The organism is Rhodococcus sp. SB1D, from assembly GCF_048573875.1.
Lineage (GTDB): Bacteria > Actinomycetota > Actinomycetes > Mycobacteriales > Mycobacteriaceae > Rhodococcus_F > Rhodococcus_F qingshengii.
On record NZ_JBMAIQ010000008.1, the window covers coordinates 312,357 to 329,905 of the forward strand.

Consider the following 17,549-nt stretch of genomic DNA (forward strand, 5'->3'; position numbering starts at 1 on the left):
CCAGCGTCATCGGTCGTCAATTCGACGTCGGTAACACAGTCTTCATCTATGCAGGTGAGCGCACTATTTTTGGCTCGAAACCGGCAAAACGTCGAAGTTCGGCGCCGCCAGTTCCGAAGATTCTCTAGACGCTTTCTGATCCACAATGTAAGTTACGCAACATCGGACGTCGAACATAGGACATCCCCTATCCACTCCCTTGATGTCCCGCTCCCCGCCTTGGAGGCCGCCTTGAAGAACGAACGACCGCTGAGCTCCGCGTTCACCCGCCGAGACCTGTTCCGGTACACCGGGCTACTGGGAGCTGCAGCAGGTATCACCGCGACTCTCGCGGCGTGTGGCGGCGGGCCGTCATCGACCTCGGTTGTCGGCGGTTCCGCGAGCACCGGCGATCTGACCACCGCCATCGGATACGGCAACGACCAGAGCTTCGACCCGATGCAGACTGCATCCGGTTTCCTCATGGCAGCGGTCAACCACGTCTACGAGGGACTGCTCGAAAACGATCCAGGCACCGGTGAGACGTATGCGGCGCTCGCACAGGCCGTCCCGACCGACGCCACCGCCTCGAGCTGGACCATGAAAATCCGCGAGGGAGCAACCTGGCACGACGGCACTCCGGTCACCTCGGACGACGTCGTCTTCACCTTCGATCGCATCCTCGATCCACAGCAGAACGTACTGATCCGCTCCTTCTTCTCCTCCTGGCTGCAGTCCGTCACCAAGGTCGACGACCAAACGGTGACCCTGAACTTCAACTACCCGTTCAGCGCTGCCGCACAGCGTCTCTCGATCGCCAAGATCATGCCCAAGCACGTCTTCGACGGCCACTGGGACGAGGCCAAGTCCGGAGCGCTGGTCGTCGGTTCCGGTCCGTACAAGCTCAAGAGCCACACCCCCAAGAGCAACACAGCTTTCGAGGCCTTCGAGGCGTACAACGGGCCGCGTCCGGCCAACTTCGCGACCATGAACTGGCTCTCCATCGTCGACACCTCCTCACGCATCGCGCGCGTCTCGGGCAACAATGCCGGTGCACAACTCGCCGACAACATCCCCGTCGCCAACGTCCCCACTCTGACCTCCGGTGGGCGCACCGTCGAGGGCAACCCGGGCATGAACCTCATGTACCTGCTCTTCGACACCACTCAGGCACCGTTCGACGACGTTCGTGTTCGCCAGGCGATGTTCTACGCGATCAACACCCCGAAGATGATCGAGATCGCCCTCGGCGGCAAGGCAGCACCGGCCACGAGCTACCTGTACGAGCGCAACCCCGACTACGCGCGAGCGTCCACCGTCTACTCGTACGATCCGGACAAGGCCCGCTCACTCCTCGCTGCCGCCGGCGTCAGTGGCCTCGACCTGACACTGCTCTCCACCAACGTCAGCTGGCTGGCCGACTGCTTGCCGACCATCAAAGAGTCTTGGGACGCAGTCGGATTCAACACGACGCTCGAACCGCAGGACACCAGCGCCATGGTGAGCAAGCTCAACAGCGGCCAGAAGTTCCAGATCGCCGCCGGTACGTCCAACCCGCAGGCATTCGGCAGCGACGTCGACCTTCTCGTCCGCTACACGTACAGCAAGGGCGGCTTGTGGACGAAGACCTACGCCAAGTGGGACGACACCCCCGAAGCGCAGAAGATCTACGCCACCATGGACGAAGCCACCCGCGAGACCGACCCGGCAAAGCGCAGCACCCTCGTGCAGTCGTACCTGAACCAGATCGCCGAAAATGCTGTCTACTACCCGGTTCTCCATCAGGAACTCCTGACTGCGTGGGATCCGAAGAAGATCGCCGACGTCACTCCGCTGCCGTACCCCGGCGTCAACCTGCTTCAGGCGAAGCCGGCCTGATACCCGCCCGCTCGGCCGTTTCCCACAACTGAGAGATCCCCCGATGGCAAGAGTCCTCCCCATGCTGATCAGGCGATTACTGATACTGATCCCCCTGATCCTCGGCATCATCGCGTTCGTCTTCATCGTGATGCAGTTCGCGCCCACCGATCCCGCAACCGCGGCGTTCAACGGTGGCAACCCGACTGCGGAACAGCTGCAGCAGTTCAAGGAAGAGAACGGACTGCTCGATCCGCTTCCGCTGCAATACGTTCACTTCGTGACCGATCTGGTCAGCGGCAACATGGGTGACAGTCTGATTTCCGGTACCCCGGTGTTGGATTCGATCTCCACCGCTCTGCCACTGACCATTCAGCTCACGGTTCTCGGACTGGTGATCGCCATCGTGCTCTCGCTGATCTTCGGCGTCACCAGCGCACTGTTCCGCGATCGTTGGCCGGATCAGGTCATCCGAGTGATCTCCCTCGGTGGTGTGGCGGCACCGTCATTCTGGTTGGCACTGCTGATGATTCAGTATCTGGCTGTTCAACTCGGATGGTTCCCCACCGGTGGCTACGTCAATCCGAGCGACTCCGTCAGCGACTGGCTCTGGTACATGGCGCTCCCGGCGCTGTCCCTGTCACTGCCCGTCGCAGCACAACTCACGCGCATCATCCGCACGTCGATGGTCGAGGAGTTGGACAAAGACTACGTCCGGACCGCGATCGGCAGCGGCCTGCCCTATCACGTGGTGATCGGACGGAATGTGTTGCGTAACGCACTGATCAACCCGCTCACCGTCCTGGGTCTACGAGTCGGTTATCTCCTCGGTGGCGCTGTGGTCATCGAGCAGATCTTCGGCCTGCCCGGCATGGGTCAGCTCATGATCAACGGCGTCACCAACGGTGACCCCGCAGTCGTTCAGGGTGTTGTCATCGTCATCGCGGTCGGCTTCGTCGTCGTCAACCTCGCCGTCGACATCCTCTACCTGCTCGTCAATCCACGACTTCGGAGCGCAGCATGATGAGAAGAAAACTCACCGAGAAGCTTTCGCGACCCGGCATCACCTTTTCTCGCTTCCCCCTCTCGGCCTGGCTGTCGATGGCGGTTCTCGCGATCATCGTGCTCGCCTGCCTCTTCGCGCCGCTGATCACGCAGTACACGCCGCTCGAACAGGCGGTGGGTACCGCGGGCCCCAGCGCCGAGCACTGGTTCGGGCAGGACAGTCTCGGTCGAGATCTGTTCAGCCGCTTGCTCTACGGCGGACGCTGGTCGCTGACCATCGGCCTCGGTTCCACCTTCCTCGCACTGTGCGCCGGCGCTCTCATCGGATCGGTGGCCGCAACGAGCCGAAAAGGCGTCGACGAGACCATCATGCGTGTGCTCGACGTGGTCATGGCGTTCCCGGGCATCGCGCTCGCTGCCGTACTCGTCGCAGCCTTCGGTGGTTCGATTCCAGTTCTGATCGTCACTATCGCGTTCCTCTACACACCGATGGTGGCTCGCGTCGTTCGCGCGAACGTTCTCGCTCAGTACGGTGAGGACTACGTCGCGGCCGAAAAGGTCATCGGCGCAAGAACTTCACACATCGTCGTCAAGCACGTCGTAGCCAACTGTGCTGCGCCCGTTCTCGTCTTCTGCACTGTCATGGTCGCCGACGCCATCGTGCTCGAGGCCAGCCTGTCGTTCATCGGAGCAGGTGTCCGTCCCCCGGATCCGTCGTGGGGATCGGTGATCGCCGACGGCAAGAACATGGTCCTTCTCGGTGGTTGGTGGGCAACGGTGTTCCCCGGTCTGCTGATTCTTCTGACGGTGCTATCCCTCAACGTGCTCGCCGAGGGCCTGACGGACGCGATGGCCGATCCGAGTCTGAAGAAGACCAAGAAGACGCCCTCCGCACTCCAAGCAGCGCAGACCGCCGCAGCGGAGGAGACCTCCAACGAACTCATTCTGGAGGACGAAGCCGCATCGGTCGCCAACACTCCGGAGTTGATCGACGACTTCGCCGACCCGAGCGTCGTGAAAGATGTCCTGAAACCGGCCGCCGAGCCGACTCCTCTCGAAACTCACCTGAAGATCCTGGCGGAAACCGAGCGATCTCGGTCCGATCGTCTTGTGTACGAGGGCGATGCCGCACCACTCCTCGAGGTCCGCAATCTCACGATCCGGTTCCCGGAACGCTACGGAGACACCGCGATCGTCGACAACGTGAGCTTCACCGTCCGTCCGAACGAGACGATGGCGCTCGTCGGCGAGTCCGGTTGCGGAAAGTCGCTCACCTCGCTGGCGATCATGGGTCTGCTACCCAAGGCGGCAGTGGTGACCGGCGAGATCCTGTTCGACGGAGTCAACGTCCTCGAGCTGAACAACCGGGAGCGAAACAAGCTGCGCGGGCACGACATGGCCATGATCTACCAGGACGCGCTGAGTTCACTGAATCCGGCGATGCTGATCCGCGCGCAGTTCAAGCAGCTCACCAAGCGCGGCGGTACCCGCACAGCCGAGGAACTGCTCGAACTCGTCGGACTCGATCCGGTGCGCACTCTCGCCAGCTACCCACACGAGCTTTCCGGTGGTCAGCGCCAGCGCGTTCTGATCGCCATGTCGCTCACCCGCAGTCCACGGTTGATCGTCGCGGACGAGCCCACCACCGCCCTCGACGTCACCGTCCAGGCCCAGGTCGTGGACTTGCTCAACGATCTTCGGGAAAAGCTGGGATTTGCAATGGTCTTCGTCAGCCACGACCTGGCTCTGGTAGCCTCCCTGGCCCACAAGATCACGGTGATGTACGCCGGTCAGGTCGTCGAGTCGGCGCCCACGAGTGATCTGCTCGTCGATCCCCGCCACGAATACACCCAGGGCCTTCTCGGTGCCGTTCTCTCTATCGAGGACGAAGCGCCGCGACTGCATCAGATTCAGGGAACTGTTCCCTCGCCCGGAAACTTCGCGGCGGGTGACCGTTTCGCCGAGCGTTCCACTCGCCCGGACTCCGACCCCCTCCGTAAGCCGGAGATGGTCCGGGTCGACGGGACCGAGCATTGGTTCGCCAACCAGTCCGCGACTCCCGTACGTACAGAATCGGAATTGGAGAGCGTGCGATGACTACAGCTGAAGCACCCATCCTGGAACTGAAGAACATTCACGTCGTCCACAAGACCCGTTCGGGATCACTGTTCAAACCGGGCACGGTTCACGCGGTCAACGATGTCAGTATCGACGTACGACGAGGGACGACGATCGGCATCGTGGGCGAGTCGGGTTGTGGCAAGTCCACTCTGGCCAAAGTCATGGTCGGACTGCAGAAGCCGACGTCGGGCGACGTGGTCTTTCGCGGCCGAAGCGCTCTGACCCGGTCGGCCGGCGTGCGCAAGGAGTTCGGCCGAGCGATCTCGATCGTCTTCCAGGATCCGGCTACCGCGCTCAATCCCCGAATGACGGTGGCCGACATCCTCACCGATCCACTCGACGTCCACGGCATCGGCAACCGCGCGAGCCGAACCGCCCGAGTTCGCGAGCTGGTCGGTTTGGTCGGACTCCCCCAATCTGCGCTCGAAGTCATCCCGAGCCAGATCTCCGGCGGTCAGCGGCAACGTGTCGCGATCGCGCGTGCACTCGCGCTCGAACCTGACGTCATCGTGGCCGACGAGCCGACGTCGGCGCTCGACGTCTCGGTGCGAGCGCAGATCCTGAATCTGCTCAGCGACATCAAGGCTCGGTTGGGGCTCGGCATGGTGTTCATCTCGCACGACATACAGACGGTGCGGTACGTCTCCGACACCATCGTCGTCATGAACGCCGGGCGGATCGTCGAGCAGGGAACGGCCGAGGAAGTATTCGACAGCCCGTCCGATGCGTACACGGCCAAACTGCTGGGTGCGGCGCCCAGCCTCCTGCAACGCACCGTTGACGTGGGTTGACCAATGGAGCGGATGACCGGACATAGGATGAAGGACGTTCGTATCAGAAAAGGGGAATCGATGTCTGTCCGGAGTGGCACACAGGGCGCTCGTTTCAGCGCGCAAAACCGCATGCGCGCACTTCAGACGGACATCATGAACTTGATCCTCGAACGCAGGCTCTCCCCCGGCGACCCGATGCCCACCGAGGCCGAACTGTCCGAGGAATTGGGTATCGGCCGAAACACGCTCCGGGAGGCGCTCAAGGTTCTGCAGGCCTTGGGCGTCGTCGAGATCCGTCACGGCTTCGGAATGTTCGTCGCCCCTAGCAACTTCGACGCTCTCGCCGACGGCCTGACCTTCCGTGGCCGGTTGTCCTTGCAGGGCACCGGGCACGAGGCGATGGAACTGGTCGACATTCGTCAGGCACTCGAGACCGGACTGATCGGTGCGGCGATGGCCGAGATGACGTCGGCCGACCACGCCGACCTCGACGAACTCGTCACCGGCATGGAGGTCCGTGCCGCTGCCGGGAAGAACTTCTCCGACATCGATGCGACCTTCCACTCCCGCCTGTACTCCCCTCTCGACAACCAGGTCCTCGGTCAGTTGATGGACGTCTTCTGGCAGGTGTACAGCGAGATACAGCAGGCCATCGGGCATTCGGATACGCCACTGATCGACATCGCGTCGAAGCACCGTGCGATTCTCGACGCGATCCGTACGGGTGATGCAGTCGAGGCGGCGCACACTCTCGATGTGCACTTCGGTGGCCTGCGCGAGCGGATCGCGAGTCTCCATGCGTCCGAAGCGCAGTAATTTCGAAACACGTGATTTTGCTCCGCTGGCTCACCATCGCGCCCGTTCTTCCGGCAAAATTACAGGTATGAAGAACCCGAACCTGACGCCTTCGCGCGTTCTCGCAGTTGTCCTCGCTGCCGCCCTGGTCATTTTCGTGATCGCACGCCGCCGCGACGACGGCGCCCTCAGCCGCGGAGAATGGTTGTCGGACACCGTCGGACCGGACGACCTCGCCGGCTGAACGACGTGTGCCCTCGGCCGAAACTCGGCCGAGGGCACACGCACGTGTCATCTACTACTTCATCGAATCCAGTCGGGTTCGCGCGTCCTCGAACCCGGACACCAGCTCTGCCATGACCTCGGCGACCGGGCGGATCTCGTTCATCCGTCCCACGATCTGACCGACGGGCATTGCCACAACTTCCGGGTTCTCCGATGCAGCGATTCTCTGATGAGCGTCGCTGACCAGAAGGTTCTGCAGCGGCATCGGCAAGGGCGCCGGTGCTTCCGGGTTCGACCAGGCTTCCGTCCACTTGGTCTTGAGCAACCGAGCGGGCTTACCCGAGTAGATGCGCGAACGAACGGTGTCGGCCGACGTCGCGCCCAACAGTGCACGCTGAATAGCGGACGGGCCCTCGCCCGATGCACTGCCGAGTTTGTATTCGGACGTGGTGAGCCAGTACGAGCCCATCCACACTCCGGACGCACCGAGTGCAAGTGCGGCAGCCACCTGACGGCCGCTGCCTATACCGCCGGCAGCCAGTACGGCAGCTGAATCACCGAGTGCATCAACGATTTCCGGAACGAGAACCATCGATGCGATTTCGCCGGTGTGACCGCCGGCCTCGTAGCCCTGCGCGATCACGATGTCGACACCGTTCTCGACGTGACGACGTGCATGCTCGACGGCGCCGGCCAGCGCTGCTACCGGTACGCCCTTCTCGTGTGCCTGATCGATGACGTCCTTCGGCGGTGATCCCAGTGCATTCGCAATCAACGCAATCCGGTGTCCCAGAGCAACATCGACGTGTGACCGCGCCACCGAGTGAAGCCATCCCAGTACGCCGGTCGCATGCTCGACGTCGTCGGAAAGCGGCGGCACACCGAGCTCGTCGAGCGTGCGGTTGACGAAGGCGCGGTGCTCCTCCGGAATCAGCTTGTCGAGATCGACGGCGCCGCCCTCGGTCGGCACCTTGGCCGGCATGACGATGTCGACGCCGTACGGCTTACCGTCGGTGTTCTCGTCCATCCACGTCAGTGCGGCTTCGAGCTCTTCCGGGTCGTTGAACCGGACGCAACCGAGCACGCCCAGACCTCCCGCGCGGCTGATCGCGGCCGCGACGTGCTCGGAAGGAGTGAATCCGAAAATCGGGTATTCGATGCCGAACTTGTCGGCGAGATCCGAACGCATCAGGCTTCCACGCTTTCGTTTGCGGACGCCACAGGAGCGCCGTTTCCGTTGTGATCATCGGCCTCGCGCGATTCCGTTTCGGCCTTCGCCCAGCGGTAGTCGGGCTTGCCTGCCGGGTTGCGCTTGATCTGGTCCACGAACCACACGCTGCGCGGAACCTTGTATCCGGCAATCTCTTTGCGTGCTGCGGTGGCGATGTCGTGCAGCGTCGGCGACGTGCCTTCGCGTACCTGGACCACTGCGGCAACGCGCTGGCCGAAGCGCTCGTCGGGGATACCGACCACCAGGACGTCGAAGATGTCCGGGTGCGCCTTCAAAGCGCCCTCGACCTCTTCCGGGTACACCTTCTCGCCGCCGCTGTTGATCGACACCGAACCGCGGCCGAGCATCGTGACCGTGCCGTCGGCTTCGACCTGCGCATAGTCGCCGGGGATCGAGTAGCGAACGCCGTTGATGGTGCGGAAGGTTTCGGCCGTCTTGACCTCGTCCTTGTAGTAGCCGAGCGGGATGTTGCCCTTGCGAGCGAGCATGCCGCGCTTGCCCGATCCGGGTTCGACCTCGTTGCCGTCGTCGTCGAGAACCGTTGTGGAGGCGTCGATCTTGACCGTCGGACCGCCAGTGTGCTTCTGGCCCTTGCTCAGCACGGCGAGTCCACCGAAGCCGGTCTCGGATGCTCCGATGGAGTCCGTCAGCAGGCGGTTGGGCAACAGTTCGAGGAACTGCTCCTGGATACTCGGCGAGAAGAGTGCAGCACTGCTGGCCATCACGTAGAGCGTCGAAAGATCGTACGGCTCACCGGTCTCCGGGTTTCCGGCGATGAGTGCGTCGAGCATCGGACGGCCCATCGCGTCACCCGTGATGAAGATCAGGTTGACCTTGTGCTTGTCGATGTTCTGCCACACCTCGTGGGCGTCGAATTCCGGGTGCATCAAACAGGTTCCACCGCCGAAGAGGCTGTGGAATACCGCCGACTGCGAACCGCCGTGAATCATCGGGGGGATCGGGTAGCGGATCATGCTCGGGTTGGCTGCGCCGACCTTCGCCATCTCGTACTCGTCCTCGACCGGAACTCCGGTGACGAAGTTGATGCCTCCGCCGAGAACACGCCACCAGTCCTCGTGACGCCACATGACGCCCTTGGGACTTCCGGTGGTGCCGCCCGTGTAGAGCATGAAGATGTCGTCGTTGCTGCGCTCTTCGAAATCACGCTCACCCGAACTCTGCGCGAGTGCGTCCTCGTAGCCGATGCCGAAAGCACTGAAGTCCAGATCGGTGCCGTCCTCGACCACGATGACGGACTTGACCTTGGGAGTGTTCGGCAGGACGTTCGCGACCTTGTCCGAGTAGCGGCGCTCGTGAATGAGCGCAACCATGTCGGAGTTGTCGAAGATGTACTGCAACTCGTTCTCGACGTACCGGTAGTTGATGTTCACCATCACGGCCCGGATCTTGAAGACCGCGACCATGGCCTCGATCGCCTCGATGACGTTCCGGCAGTAGATGCCGACCTTGTCACCCGGCTGAACGCCATGTTCACGCAGGTAGTGACCGAGGCGGTTTGCTCGGTCCTCCAACTGTGCATAAGTCATCTCGCGGTTGTCCGAGACCAGCGCAACGCGGTCCGGAACGAGGTCGATTGCGTGCTCTACGAAGTCTGCGATGTTAAGGGCCACGAGTTCAAAGTAGAACGTGTTACCGTTTCTGGCAAGACCCAATTTGAGAGCCAGCTCACAGACCCGCCAGGAGCCATCAGTGTCCACTTCGACGACCGAAAAATCAGACATTTCGGAAACCGCGCCGCATTGCCTCGTGGAGAAGCGTGGCCACGTTCTCATCGTGACCATGAATCGCCCCGAGCGTAAGAACGCCATCACCGGCGAGATGATGGCGATCATGGTCGACGCCTGGGATCAGGTCGACAACGACCCCGAAATTCGTGTCGCCATCCTCACCGGTGCGGGCGGCGACTTCTGCGCCGGCGCCGACCTCAAGAACATGTCCGCCAAGCCGCCGGGAGATTCCTTCGCGGGCGGTGGCGTCGACATGTCCAAGATCGAAGGCCTCCTCAAGGGTCGTCGGTTGACCAAGCCACTGATCGCCGCCGTCGAGGGTGCAGCTATCGCCGGCGGAACCGAAATCCTGCAGGGCACCGACATCCGCGTCGCGGGTGAGAGCGCCAAGTTCGGCGTCTCCGAAGCCAAGTGGGGGCTCTTCCCGCTCGGCGGTTCCGCAGTGCGCCTGGTGCGACAGATTCCGTACACGATCGCGGCGGACATCCTGCTCACCGGTCGTCACATCAAGGCTCCGGAGGCCAAGGAGATCGGGCTCATCGGCCACGTGGTCCCGGACGGCCAGGCCCTCGACAAGGCGCTGGAGCTCGCGGACCTGATCAGTGCAAACGGCCCTCTCGCCGTGCAGGCGATTCTCAAGACCATCCGCGACACCGAGGGCATGCACGAGGAAGAGGCCTTCCAGATCGACGCACAGCTGGGCATGAAGGTGTTCATGAGCGCCGACGCCAAGGAGGGCCCGCGGGCTTTCGGTGAGAAGCGGGCGCCCCAGTTCAAGGGTGTCTGACCCACCCCTGTCTGAGCCACCCCCGTCTGACCGACCCCCGGCTGAGCCCCCTTTCCTGTCCGCTCTCGGTCCCACCCACCCCCTTTTCGAGCGAACGTACCTTTCGGCGCCTTCAGTGCGCCGAAAGGCACTTTCGCTCAGCCGGTTTCGTCCAATTTCACCCATCTCGACCTCGCGAACACCTGCGGCCGGGGACGTGACTGCGCCAATCTGTAGTGCGCACGCAGGTCCTCGATCACGCGATCAGGGTCCGTTCGCAGTGCACTGGGCACCGTCGGCAACACGATGATTCCCGCATTCTGCATACGCGTCCGACGCTCCACCGTGCGCTTGTAGTCCGTCGGCGCGGCATGCCATTCCAAGGAGTCGATGTCCCACGCGAAGGCAACCGAATCGATCCATCCGTCCGGAACTGCGATGAAGTCCCCGTTGGCATCCCGGATCTCATGGTTGAACAACATTTCCGGCAGCCCGCTCCGCTGCCACAATTTTCGCGCGTGAACCTCCGGAACCGAGTGGACGTTCGCGTTCACTTCGCGCAACACGACCCGAGGTAGCGCGGAACCCCGACTGCTACCCGCTTCGAGTTCCTTCGCAAGTTCGCGCACCGAGACATCGCCGCGCTGAACAGCCTCAGCGATGAGTGCCCGTGTGGGATCGAGCGCCTTGTACCGCCTCGCAGCGTCGAGTAACGCTCGCGGCAGCGGAGCACAGCGCAGACCGTTCCGAATCTCCGGCTCGGGCAGTCGAACAGTGCGCTCCACCGTGACGAACCCAACCGATTGAACTCGACGGTCGATGGGGATGAGCACCTGCACATCCCCCGAGTGCGTTCGATATCCGTACTCCGACATGGCTGATCGCCCGGTCAGCAGGGAATCGTCACCGCTCAACATGAGCGCAGCGATCGAGCGTTGACGTGGCGTCGGTTGACCGTTTCTGAGCAGAATGACCCCCGGCAATATGCGCTGCCACGGTCCACCTACCCGACACCGGGTGTGCACTGCGGAGTTGGACACGCCCAATCGCGCCAACTCCGCCGTTCGGATCACTCCGCTTCGACTGACGCGGTAAATCGCGTCCAGATCATCGCCCCACGTTCCTCGCCGCATGGTTGCAGCATGACTCGAGCATCAGCGCGGGCCCCGGCGGCGAACTGGGGTTTCGGTGCGCCTGTGGATAACTTTGGGCGAGCGAAAGGTACGTTCAGCGCCTCAGATGCGCTGAACGTGCCGTTCGCTCGAAAAAGGGGGGGTACCGCTCGAAAATGGGGGGGGTGCCCCGCTCAACCACCCACCGCGGCCGCGAGCTCTCGCACATGGTCGGCGTCGCGGCAGGTCACCAGCAGCATCGTGACTCCGGCTTCCTCCCAACGCTTCACGTCTGCGCGCACCTCGTCGACGTTGCCGATGATCATGGTCTCGGTGACCATCTCGTCGGGGACGACGGCAGCAGCTTCGTCCTTGCGGCCCGACATGAAGAGGCGACCGATCTCGTCGACCTCCTTCTCGTAGCCCATCCGCTTGTAGACCTGCGCGTGAAAGTTCAACTCCGGGGCGCCCATTCCGCCCACGTAGAGGGCGGTCATCGGCTTGAGAGCAGCGATGGCAGCGGCGCGATCGTCGGTCACGATGACCTGGCACGTGGCGGCCACCTCGAAGTCTTCGCGACTACGACGGGCCCCGGCGCGCGCGAACCCTTCGTCGAGCCACTTGTTGTACATCGGGGCCAGGCGCGGGGTGTAGTAGATCGCCAGCCAGCCGTCGGCGATTTCACCGGCGAGCGCGACGTTCTTCGGCCCTTCGGCGCCGAGCCAGATCGGGATGTCCGCACGCAGCGGGTGCGTAATGGGCTTGAGCGGCTTGCCAAGTCCCGAACTGCCCGGTCCCGCATACGGCAGAGGGTAGTGGGGGCCGGGGCTGGTGACGGGCGCTTCACGGGCGAGGACCTGGCGCACGATCGAGACGTATTCGCGGGTGCGCGCGAGCGGCTTCTCGAACGGCTGGCCGTACCAACCTTCGACGACCTGCGGTCCGGATACGCCGAGCCCGAGGATCGTTCGCCCACCGTTGAGGTGATCGAGAGTGAGCGCGTGCATGGCACAGCTGGTCGGTGTTCGCGCCGAAATCTGTACGACGGAGGTGCCGAGACGGACGTTCTCGGTGCGCGATCCCCACCAGGCGAGCGGGGTGAACGCGTCCGAGCCCCACGACTCCGCCGCGAAGACCGCGTCGAATCCCGCGCCTTCCGCGGCCTCGATCAGTTCCGGGGCGTTTGCCGGCGGCTGTGCGCCCCAGTATCCGAGTTGCAACCCAAGCTTCATCGCAGGCCTCCACATTGCCGGTGATCAGAAGTGACTCTTGCCACAATCTCTAGAACCTGTTCTACTCGATCTTGTGACCATCGGAAAGAGCGGGGTGGCCGACAAGCCCCTGAGCGCACCATTGAATCTCCATTTCGACTACACCAGATCGACGGGACCGACCATCGGCGCGTTCGTGACTGCCCTGCGTGATCGCAAGGTGATCGGCGCACGTGGGTCGAACGGTCGTGTCTTCGTGCCGCCACCGGAATTCGATCCGGACACGGCCGAACCACTGACCGACTTCGTCGGAGTCTCCGACGGCGGAACGGTCGTGAGTTGGACGTGGATGCCCGAACCCATCGAGGGTCAACCACTGACGAAGCCTTTCGCGTGGGCCCTGATCAAGCTCGACGGCGCGGACACGTCCATGCTCCACGCAGTCGACGTCGACTCCCCCGACGACATCAGCACCGGCCTGCGGGTTCGTGCTCGCTGGGCGTCGGAGCGGATCGGGCAGATCAAGGACATCGAGTGCTTCGAACCAGGTGAGAGCGAAAATGGAATCGCGACAGTCGATTCCAGCGCCGATCCTGTCACCATGATCACGACGCCTGTCGATCTGCACTTCATGCATTCCGCTTCGGCCGAGGAGAGTTTCTACCTCCGCGGTCTCGCAGAAGGCAAGCTGATCGGTGGTCGCAGCGGACCCGAAGACAAGATCTACATCCCACCGCGCGGCGCGAATCCCACCAACGGGAAGCCGACGAGCGAGCAGATCGAATTGCCGGACAAGGGAATCGTCACCACCTTCTGCATCGTCAACGTCCCGTTCCTCGGGCAGCGAATCAAACCGCCCTACGTGGCCGCCTACGTGCTTCTCGACGGGGCCGACATTCCGTTCCTGCACTTGATTCTCGAATGTGATGCCGCGGACGTACGCATGGGCATGCGCGTCGAAGCCAAGTGGAAGCCTCGCGAAGAGTGGGGTTACACCCTCGAGAACATCGAATACTTCCGGCCGACAGGTGAACCCGACGCCGAGTACTCCACCTTCCAACACCACCTGTGAGGCTCCTGAAATGACTTCTGCAGACATCGCAGTCGTGGGCTTTGCTCAGGCACCCCACGTCCGCGAAACCAACGGCACCACCAACGGCGTCGAGATGCTCGTCCCGTGCTTCCAGCAGCTCTACAGCGATCTGGGAATTACCAAGTCAGACATCGGCTTCTGGTGCTCCGGATCTTCCGACTACCTGGCCGGACGAGCGTTCTCCTTCATCTCGGCCATCGACTCCATCGGAGCGGTCCCGCCGATCAACGAATCTCACGTCGAGATGGACGCCGCGTGGGCCTTCTACGAAGCGTGGATCAAGATCTTGACCGGTGAGGTCGAGACCGCGCTGGTGTACGGATTCGGCAAGTCCTCCGCCGGGCACCTGCGCAAGATCCTGTCCATGCAGCTCGATCCGTACCTCGTCACTCCGCTGTGGCCGGACTCCGTCTCGATCGCCGGACTTCAAGCCCGACTCGGACTCGACGCGGGTAAGTGGACGCACGAGGACATGGCGGAGGTTGCCGCTCGTAGCCGTCGTCACGCGCTGAGCAATCCGAAGGCTCAGCTCGCAGGCGAGGTCGACATCGAGGCCCTTCTCGCCAGCCCCTTCCTCGCAGATCCGTTGCGCGCACACGATTGTGCGCCCATCACCGACGGCGCGGCAGCAATCGTCCTGGCCTCGGGTAACCGCGCCCGCGATCTCTGCGAGCGGCCGGCGTGGATCACCGGACTCGAGCATCGCATCGACTCCCCCAACCTGGGTGCACGTGACCTGACCACCTCACCGTCCACTACGTCCGCAGCCAAGGCGGCAACGGGCGGCGAGGTCGGCAACATCGACGTCGCCGAACTGCACGCACCGTTCACTCACCAGGAATTGATCTTGAAGGAAGCGATCGGCCTGACCGACGCCACCACGATCAATCCGTCCGGCGGTCCGCTCAGCGGCAACCCACTGTTCGCCGGTGGTCTGGAACGAATCGGCCACGCCGCCAAGGCAATCTTCGACGGCCAGGCGAATCGCGCTCTGGCCCATGCAACAAGCGGCCCTGTGCTGCAGCAGAACCTGGTAGCAGTCTTGGAGGGACGGAACTGATGGCCGGAACGCCTCAACTCGCGGCCGTGCTCGGCACCGGCCAAACTCACTACGTCGCAAAGCGTCACGATGTCTCGATGGCGGGCTTGGTTCGTGAAGCCATCGACGCCGCGATGCTCGACGCCAACGTCGGCTGGGACGACATCGACGCCGTCGTCATCGGAAAGGCCCCCGACCTGTTCGAGGGTTCGATGATGCCCGAACTCGCCATGTCGGATGCTCTGGGCGCAAACGGAAAGCCGTTGCTGCGTGTTCACACTGCCGGATCGGTGGGCGGTTCGACAGCTATCGTCGCCTCCAGCCTGGTCAAATCCGGTGTCCACAAGCGGGTTCTGACGGTTTCCTGGGAGAAGCAGTCCGAGTCGAACGCCATGTGGGCGCTGTCCGTACCGGTTCCGTTCAACATGCCCGTCGGCGCCGGTGCCGGTGGATACTTCGCGCCGCACGTCCGTTCGTACATTCGTCGATCGGGCGCACCGGAGCACATCGGCTACCTCGTCGCTGTGAAGGATCGACTCAACGGCAGCCTCAATCCGTATGCGCACTTGCGGCAGCCGGACATCACTCTCGAATCGGTACAGGCATCTCAGATGCTCTGGGATCCGATCCGCTACGACGAGACCTGCCCGTCCTCGGATGGCGCGTGCGCTCTGGTGATCGGCAACGAGGAAGCGGCCGCACAGGTCGAGGCCGAGGGTCGTTCGGTCGCGTGGATCCACGCGACGGCGATGCGCACCGAGCCGACCTTCTATGCCGGACGCGATCAGGTCAATCCGCAGGCCGGCCGTGACGCTGCAGCAGCACTGTGGAAGTCAGCGGGAATCACCGATCCGCTCAACGAGATCGACTGCGCCGAAATCTATGTCCCGTTCTCGTGGTTCGAGCCGATGTGGCTCGAGAACCTCGGCTTCGCGGAGGAAGGCCAGGGCTGGAAGCTCACCGAGGCGGGTGAAACCGCGATCGGCGGCAAGCTCCCGGTCAATGCCTCGGGCGGTGTTCTCTCCTCCAACCCGATCGGCGCCTCGGGCATGATCCGTTTTGCCGAGTCGGCGATGCAGGTCATGCACCGCGCCGGCGATCACCAGGTAGCCGATGCTCGCAAGGCTCTCGGCCATGCCTACGGCGGTGGCTCGCAGTACTTCTCGATGTGGGTCGTCGGCTCCGAACGTCCCACCACGTAAGCAGCAGCACACACGCCGATCAGGAAGAGGCCGAAGATGAAGTACACCGTCGGGGTTGCCATGAACCCCTTGGACCAGTTAGCCGGTATCGCCAAAACTGCCGAGGAATGCGGCTTTTCGTCGATCGCTCTCCCCGATTCACTGTTCTTCATGGAAACGCAGGCGGCGGATTACCCGTACACCCCGGACGGGTCTCGGATGTGGAATGCCGAGACCCCCTGGGTCGATCCGCTCATCGCCGCGGCTGCAATGGGCGCGGTGACCGAGAAGATCGAGTTCTACACCCAGGTGCTCAAGCTGGGTAGCCGCAATCCCGTCCTGCTCGCGCGGCAGGTCGGTTCCGTGGCCGCATTGACGAACAACCGTTTCGGCTTCGGCGTCGGAATCGGTTGGGCTCCGGAAGAGTTCGAGTGGTGCGGCGCTCCGTACAAGCGTCGGGGCGCACGTGTGGACGAGATGATCGACGTCCTCAAACTGATCCTCGGCGGCGGCATGGTCGAGTATCACGGTGAGTTCTTCGATTTCGATCGCCTGCAGATGAGCCCGGCCCCCACCAAGCCGGTTCCGTTCTACGTCGGCGGCCACACCGAGGTCGCACTCAAGCGTGCTGCGCGAGTCGGCGACGGTTGGACCTCGGCGATGATCAAGTTCGACGACCTGGTGGGTGTGATCGCACGACTACGCGAACTGCGCGCCGAGTACGGCCGCGAGAACGAGCCGTTCGAAATCCAGACGGTGTGCATCGACCGTTTCGGCAAGGACGGTTACGCAGAGCTCGAAGATGCCGGCGTCACGGACATCATCACCGTGCCTTGGGTTTTCGACGGAATCGGATTCGATGCCCCACTGGAGGCAAAGCAGGATTCGATGCGCAAATTCGCCGAGCAGTACATCAACTGAGGAGCCGCGATGACCGACGAACACCCCGCCCGCGTCGCGGGTAACGCTTCGCGCGCCGCAGCGAGTGGCAAGAACAAGGAAGCCTGGCTGGACCTCTTCGCCGAGGACGGTTGGGTGGAGGATCCGGTCGGGCCTTCGGGCTTCGATCCCGAAGGCAAAGGCCATCACGGGCGCGAAGCGATCTCCAAGTTCTACGACATGACGATCGCGAACGCGGACAAGCTCGAATTTCTGATCGACGATTCACTGGTGTGCGGCAACGAGAACGTCAACATCGGCAAGATCCGGACCACCATCGGCGGCTCGATCATCGACGCCGAGGGCGTGTTCGTCTATCGCGTGAACGACGACGGCAAGATCGCGTCGCTTCGAGCATTCTGGGAAGTGGACCGTGCAATGAAGACGGCACGCAAAGCCTGAGAACCCACAGTACGAGCGCGGGGGGGGGGGGGGGGGGGGGGGGGGGGGGGGGGGGGGGGGGGTGTGGGGGGG

The 17,549-nt window shown here is 63.1% G+C and carries 16 protein-coding genes; 12 read left to right on the plus strand and 4 right to left on the minus strand.

The annotated features are described in order from the left end of the window. The first annotated feature begins 231 nt into the window (after positions 1–231). The 6 genes from ACN50D_RS19650 to ACN50D_RS19675 all read left to right on the plus strand — a co-directional run bounded on the left by ACN50D_RS19650 (position 232) and on the right by ACN50D_RS19675 (position 6,774). Positions 232–1,857: an ABC transporter substrate-binding protein gene (locus ACN50D_RS19650; protein WP_003945716.1), complete on the plus strand. Its 1,626-nt coding sequence runs from the start codon at positions 232–234 to the stop codon at positions 1,855–1,857. 43 nt (positions 1,858–1,900) lie between these two features. Then, positions 1,901–2,860, plus strand: coding sequence for an ABC transporter permease (locus ACN50D_RS19655; protein WP_003945671.1), 960 nt, complete (start codon positions 1,901–1,903; stop codon positions 2,858–2,860). Then, the gene (locus ACN50D_RS19660; protein WP_249342998.1) at positions 2,860–4,938 is read left to right on the plus strand and encodes a dipeptide/oligopeptide/nickel ABC transporter permease/ATP-binding protein; all 2,079 of its coding nucleotides are present in this window, start codon (positions 2,860–2,862) and stop codon (positions 4,936–4,938) included. Before ACN50D_RS19655 ends, ACN50D_RS19660 begins: the two co-directional genes overlap by 1 nt. Then, entirely contained in the window at positions 4,935–5,753 is an 819-nt protein-coding gene (locus tag ACN50D_RS19665; protein ID WP_065456127.1) for an ABC transporter ATP-binding protein, read from the plus strand. The genes ACN50D_RS19660 and ACN50D_RS19665 overlap by 4 nt, the downstream gene beginning before the upstream one ends. A 60-nt stretch (positions 5,754–5,813) precedes the next feature. Further along, entirely contained in the window at positions 5,814–6,551 is a 738-nt protein-coding gene (locus ACN50D_RS19670; protein WP_050655749.1) for a FadR/GntR family transcriptional regulator, read from the plus strand. 67 nt (positions 6,552–6,618) lie between these two features. Then, positions 6,619–6,774, plus strand: a complete 156-nt coding sequence (locus ACN50D_RS19675) for a hypothetical protein (protein WP_003945810.1) — start codon at positions 6,619–6,621, stop codon at positions 6,772–6,774. Positions 6,775–6,828: 54 nt separating this feature from the next. Here ACN50D_RS19675 and ACN50D_RS19680 read toward each other — a convergent pair whose 3' ends face one another. Next, on the minus strand, positions 6,829–7,944 hold the full coding sequence (locus ACN50D_RS19680; protein ID WP_116057216.1) for an NAD(P)H-dependent flavin oxidoreductase: 1,116 nt from the start codon (positions 7,942–7,944) through the stop codon (positions 6,829–6,831). Then, positions 7,944–9,617: an acyl-CoA synthetase gene (locus tag ACN50D_RS19685; RefSeq protein WP_039973409.1), complete on the minus strand. Its 1,674-nt coding sequence runs from the start codon at positions 9,615–9,617 to the stop codon at positions 7,944–7,946. The genes ACN50D_RS19680 and ACN50D_RS19685 overlap by 1 nt, the downstream gene beginning before the upstream one ends. A 79-nt stretch (positions 9,618–9,696) precedes the next feature. On the opposite strand from ACN50D_RS19685, the gene ACN50D_RS19690 reads away from it, so the two are divergent. Further along, positions 9,697–10,521: a crotonase/enoyl-CoA hydratase family protein gene (locus tag ACN50D_RS19690; protein ID WP_007734275.1), complete on the plus strand. Its 825-nt coding sequence runs from the start codon at positions 9,697–9,699 to the stop codon at positions 10,519–10,521. Positions 10,522–10,658: 137 nt separating this feature from the next. Here the strand turns inward: ACN50D_RS19690 and ACN50D_RS19695 are convergent, their stop codons facing one another. Next, positions 10,659–11,633 (minus strand): hypothetical protein, encoded by a 975-nt coding sequence (locus ACN50D_RS19695; RefSeq protein WP_042920440.1) that lies wholly within the window; start codon positions 11,631–11,633, stop codon positions 10,659–10,661. Positions 11,634–11,806: 173 nt separating this feature from the next. Next, positions 11,807–12,844: an LLM class F420-dependent oxidoreductase gene (locus ACN50D_RS19700; RefSeq protein ID WP_019746980.1), complete on the minus strand. Its 1,038-nt coding sequence runs from the start codon at positions 12,842–12,844 to the stop codon at positions 11,807–11,809. Between the two features lie 73 nt (positions 12,845–12,917). On the opposite strand from ACN50D_RS19700, the gene ACN50D_RS19705 reads away from it, so the two are divergent. From ACN50D_RS19705 to ACN50D_RS19725, 5 genes are read left to right on the plus strand one after another with little or no spacing between them, the layout of a single operon-like run. Then, positions 12,918–13,895 carry a Zn-ribbon domain-containing OB-fold protein gene (locus tag ACN50D_RS19705; protein ID WP_019746979.1) on the plus strand — a complete coding sequence of 326 codons (978 nt, stop codon included), beginning with the start codon at positions 12,918–12,920 and terminating at the stop codon, positions 13,893–13,895. Between the two features lie 10 nt (positions 13,896–13,905). Then, on the plus strand, positions 13,906–14,976 hold the full coding sequence (locus ACN50D_RS19710) for a thiolase domain-containing protein (protein ID WP_007734273.1): 1,071 nt from the start codon (positions 13,906–13,908) through the stop codon (positions 14,974–14,976). Then, positions 14,976–16,157 (plus strand): thiolase domain-containing protein, encoded by a 1,182-nt coding sequence (locus ACN50D_RS19715; protein ID WP_007734272.1) that lies wholly within the window; start codon positions 14,976–14,978, stop codon positions 16,155–16,157. Before ACN50D_RS19710 ends, ACN50D_RS19715 begins: the two co-directional genes overlap by 1 nt. A 36-nt stretch (positions 16,158–16,193) precedes the next feature. After that, positions 16,194–17,057, plus strand: coding sequence for a TIGR03619 family F420-dependent LLM class oxidoreductase (locus ACN50D_RS19720; protein WP_019746978.1), 864 nt, complete (start codon positions 16,194–16,196; stop codon positions 17,055–17,057). 9 nt (positions 17,058–17,066) lie between these two features. Next, on the plus strand, positions 17,067–17,477 hold the full coding sequence (locus ACN50D_RS19725) for a nuclear transport factor 2 family protein (protein ID WP_007734269.1): 411 nt from the start codon (positions 17,067–17,069) through the stop codon (positions 17,475–17,477). Positions 17,478–17,549: the final 72 nt, after the last annotated feature.

Bases quoted from the DNA above. Each gene is read 5' to 3' on its own strand.
- ACN50D_RS19655 (WP_003945671.1), top strand. From the start codon at position 1,901: ATGGCAAGAGTCCTCCCCATGCTGATCAGGCGATTACTGATACTGATC.
- ACN50D_RS19660 (WP_249342998.1), top strand. From the start codon at position 2,860: ATGAGAAGAAAACTCACCGAGAAGCTTTCGCGACCCGGCATCACCTTT.
- ACN50D_RS19665 (WP_065456127.1), top strand. From the start codon at position 4,935: ATGACTACAGCTGAAGCACCCATCCTGGAACTGAAGAACATTCACGTC.
- ACN50D_RS19670 (WP_050655749.1), top strand. From the start codon at position 5,814: ATGTCTGTCCGGAGTGGCACACAGGGCGCTCGTTTCAGCGCGCAAAAC.
- ACN50D_RS19675 (WP_003945810.1), top strand. From the start codon at position 6,619: ATGAAGAACCCGAACCTGACGCCTTCGCGCGTTCTCGCAGTTGTCCTC.
- ACN50D_RS19680 (WP_116057216.1), bottom strand. From the start codon at position 7,944: ATGCGTTCGGATCTCGCCGACAAGTTCGGCATCGAATACCCGATTTTC.
- ACN50D_RS19695 (WP_042920440.1), bottom strand. From the start codon at position 11,633: ATGCGGCGAGGAACGTGGGGCGATGATCTGGACGCGATTTACCGCGTC.
- ACN50D_RS19700 (WP_019746980.1), bottom strand. From the start codon at position 12,844: ATGAAGCTTGGGTTGCAACTCGGATACTGGGGCGCACAGCCGCCGGCA.
- ACN50D_RS19710 (WP_007734273.1), top strand. From the start codon at position 13,906: ATGACTTCTGCAGACATCGCAGTCGTGGGCTTTGCTCAGGCACCCCAC.
- ACN50D_RS19715 (WP_007734272.1), top strand. From the start codon at position 14,976: ATGGCCGGAACGCCTCAACTCGCGGCCGTGCTCGGCACCGGCCAAACT.
- ACN50D_RS19720 (WP_019746978.1), top strand. From the start codon at position 16,194: ATGAAGTACACCGTCGGGGTTGCCATGAACCCCTTGGACCAGTTAGCC.
- ACN50D_RS19725 (WP_007734269.1), top strand. From the start codon at position 17,067: ATGACCGACGAACACCCCGCCCGCGTCGCGGGTAACGCTTCGCGCGCC.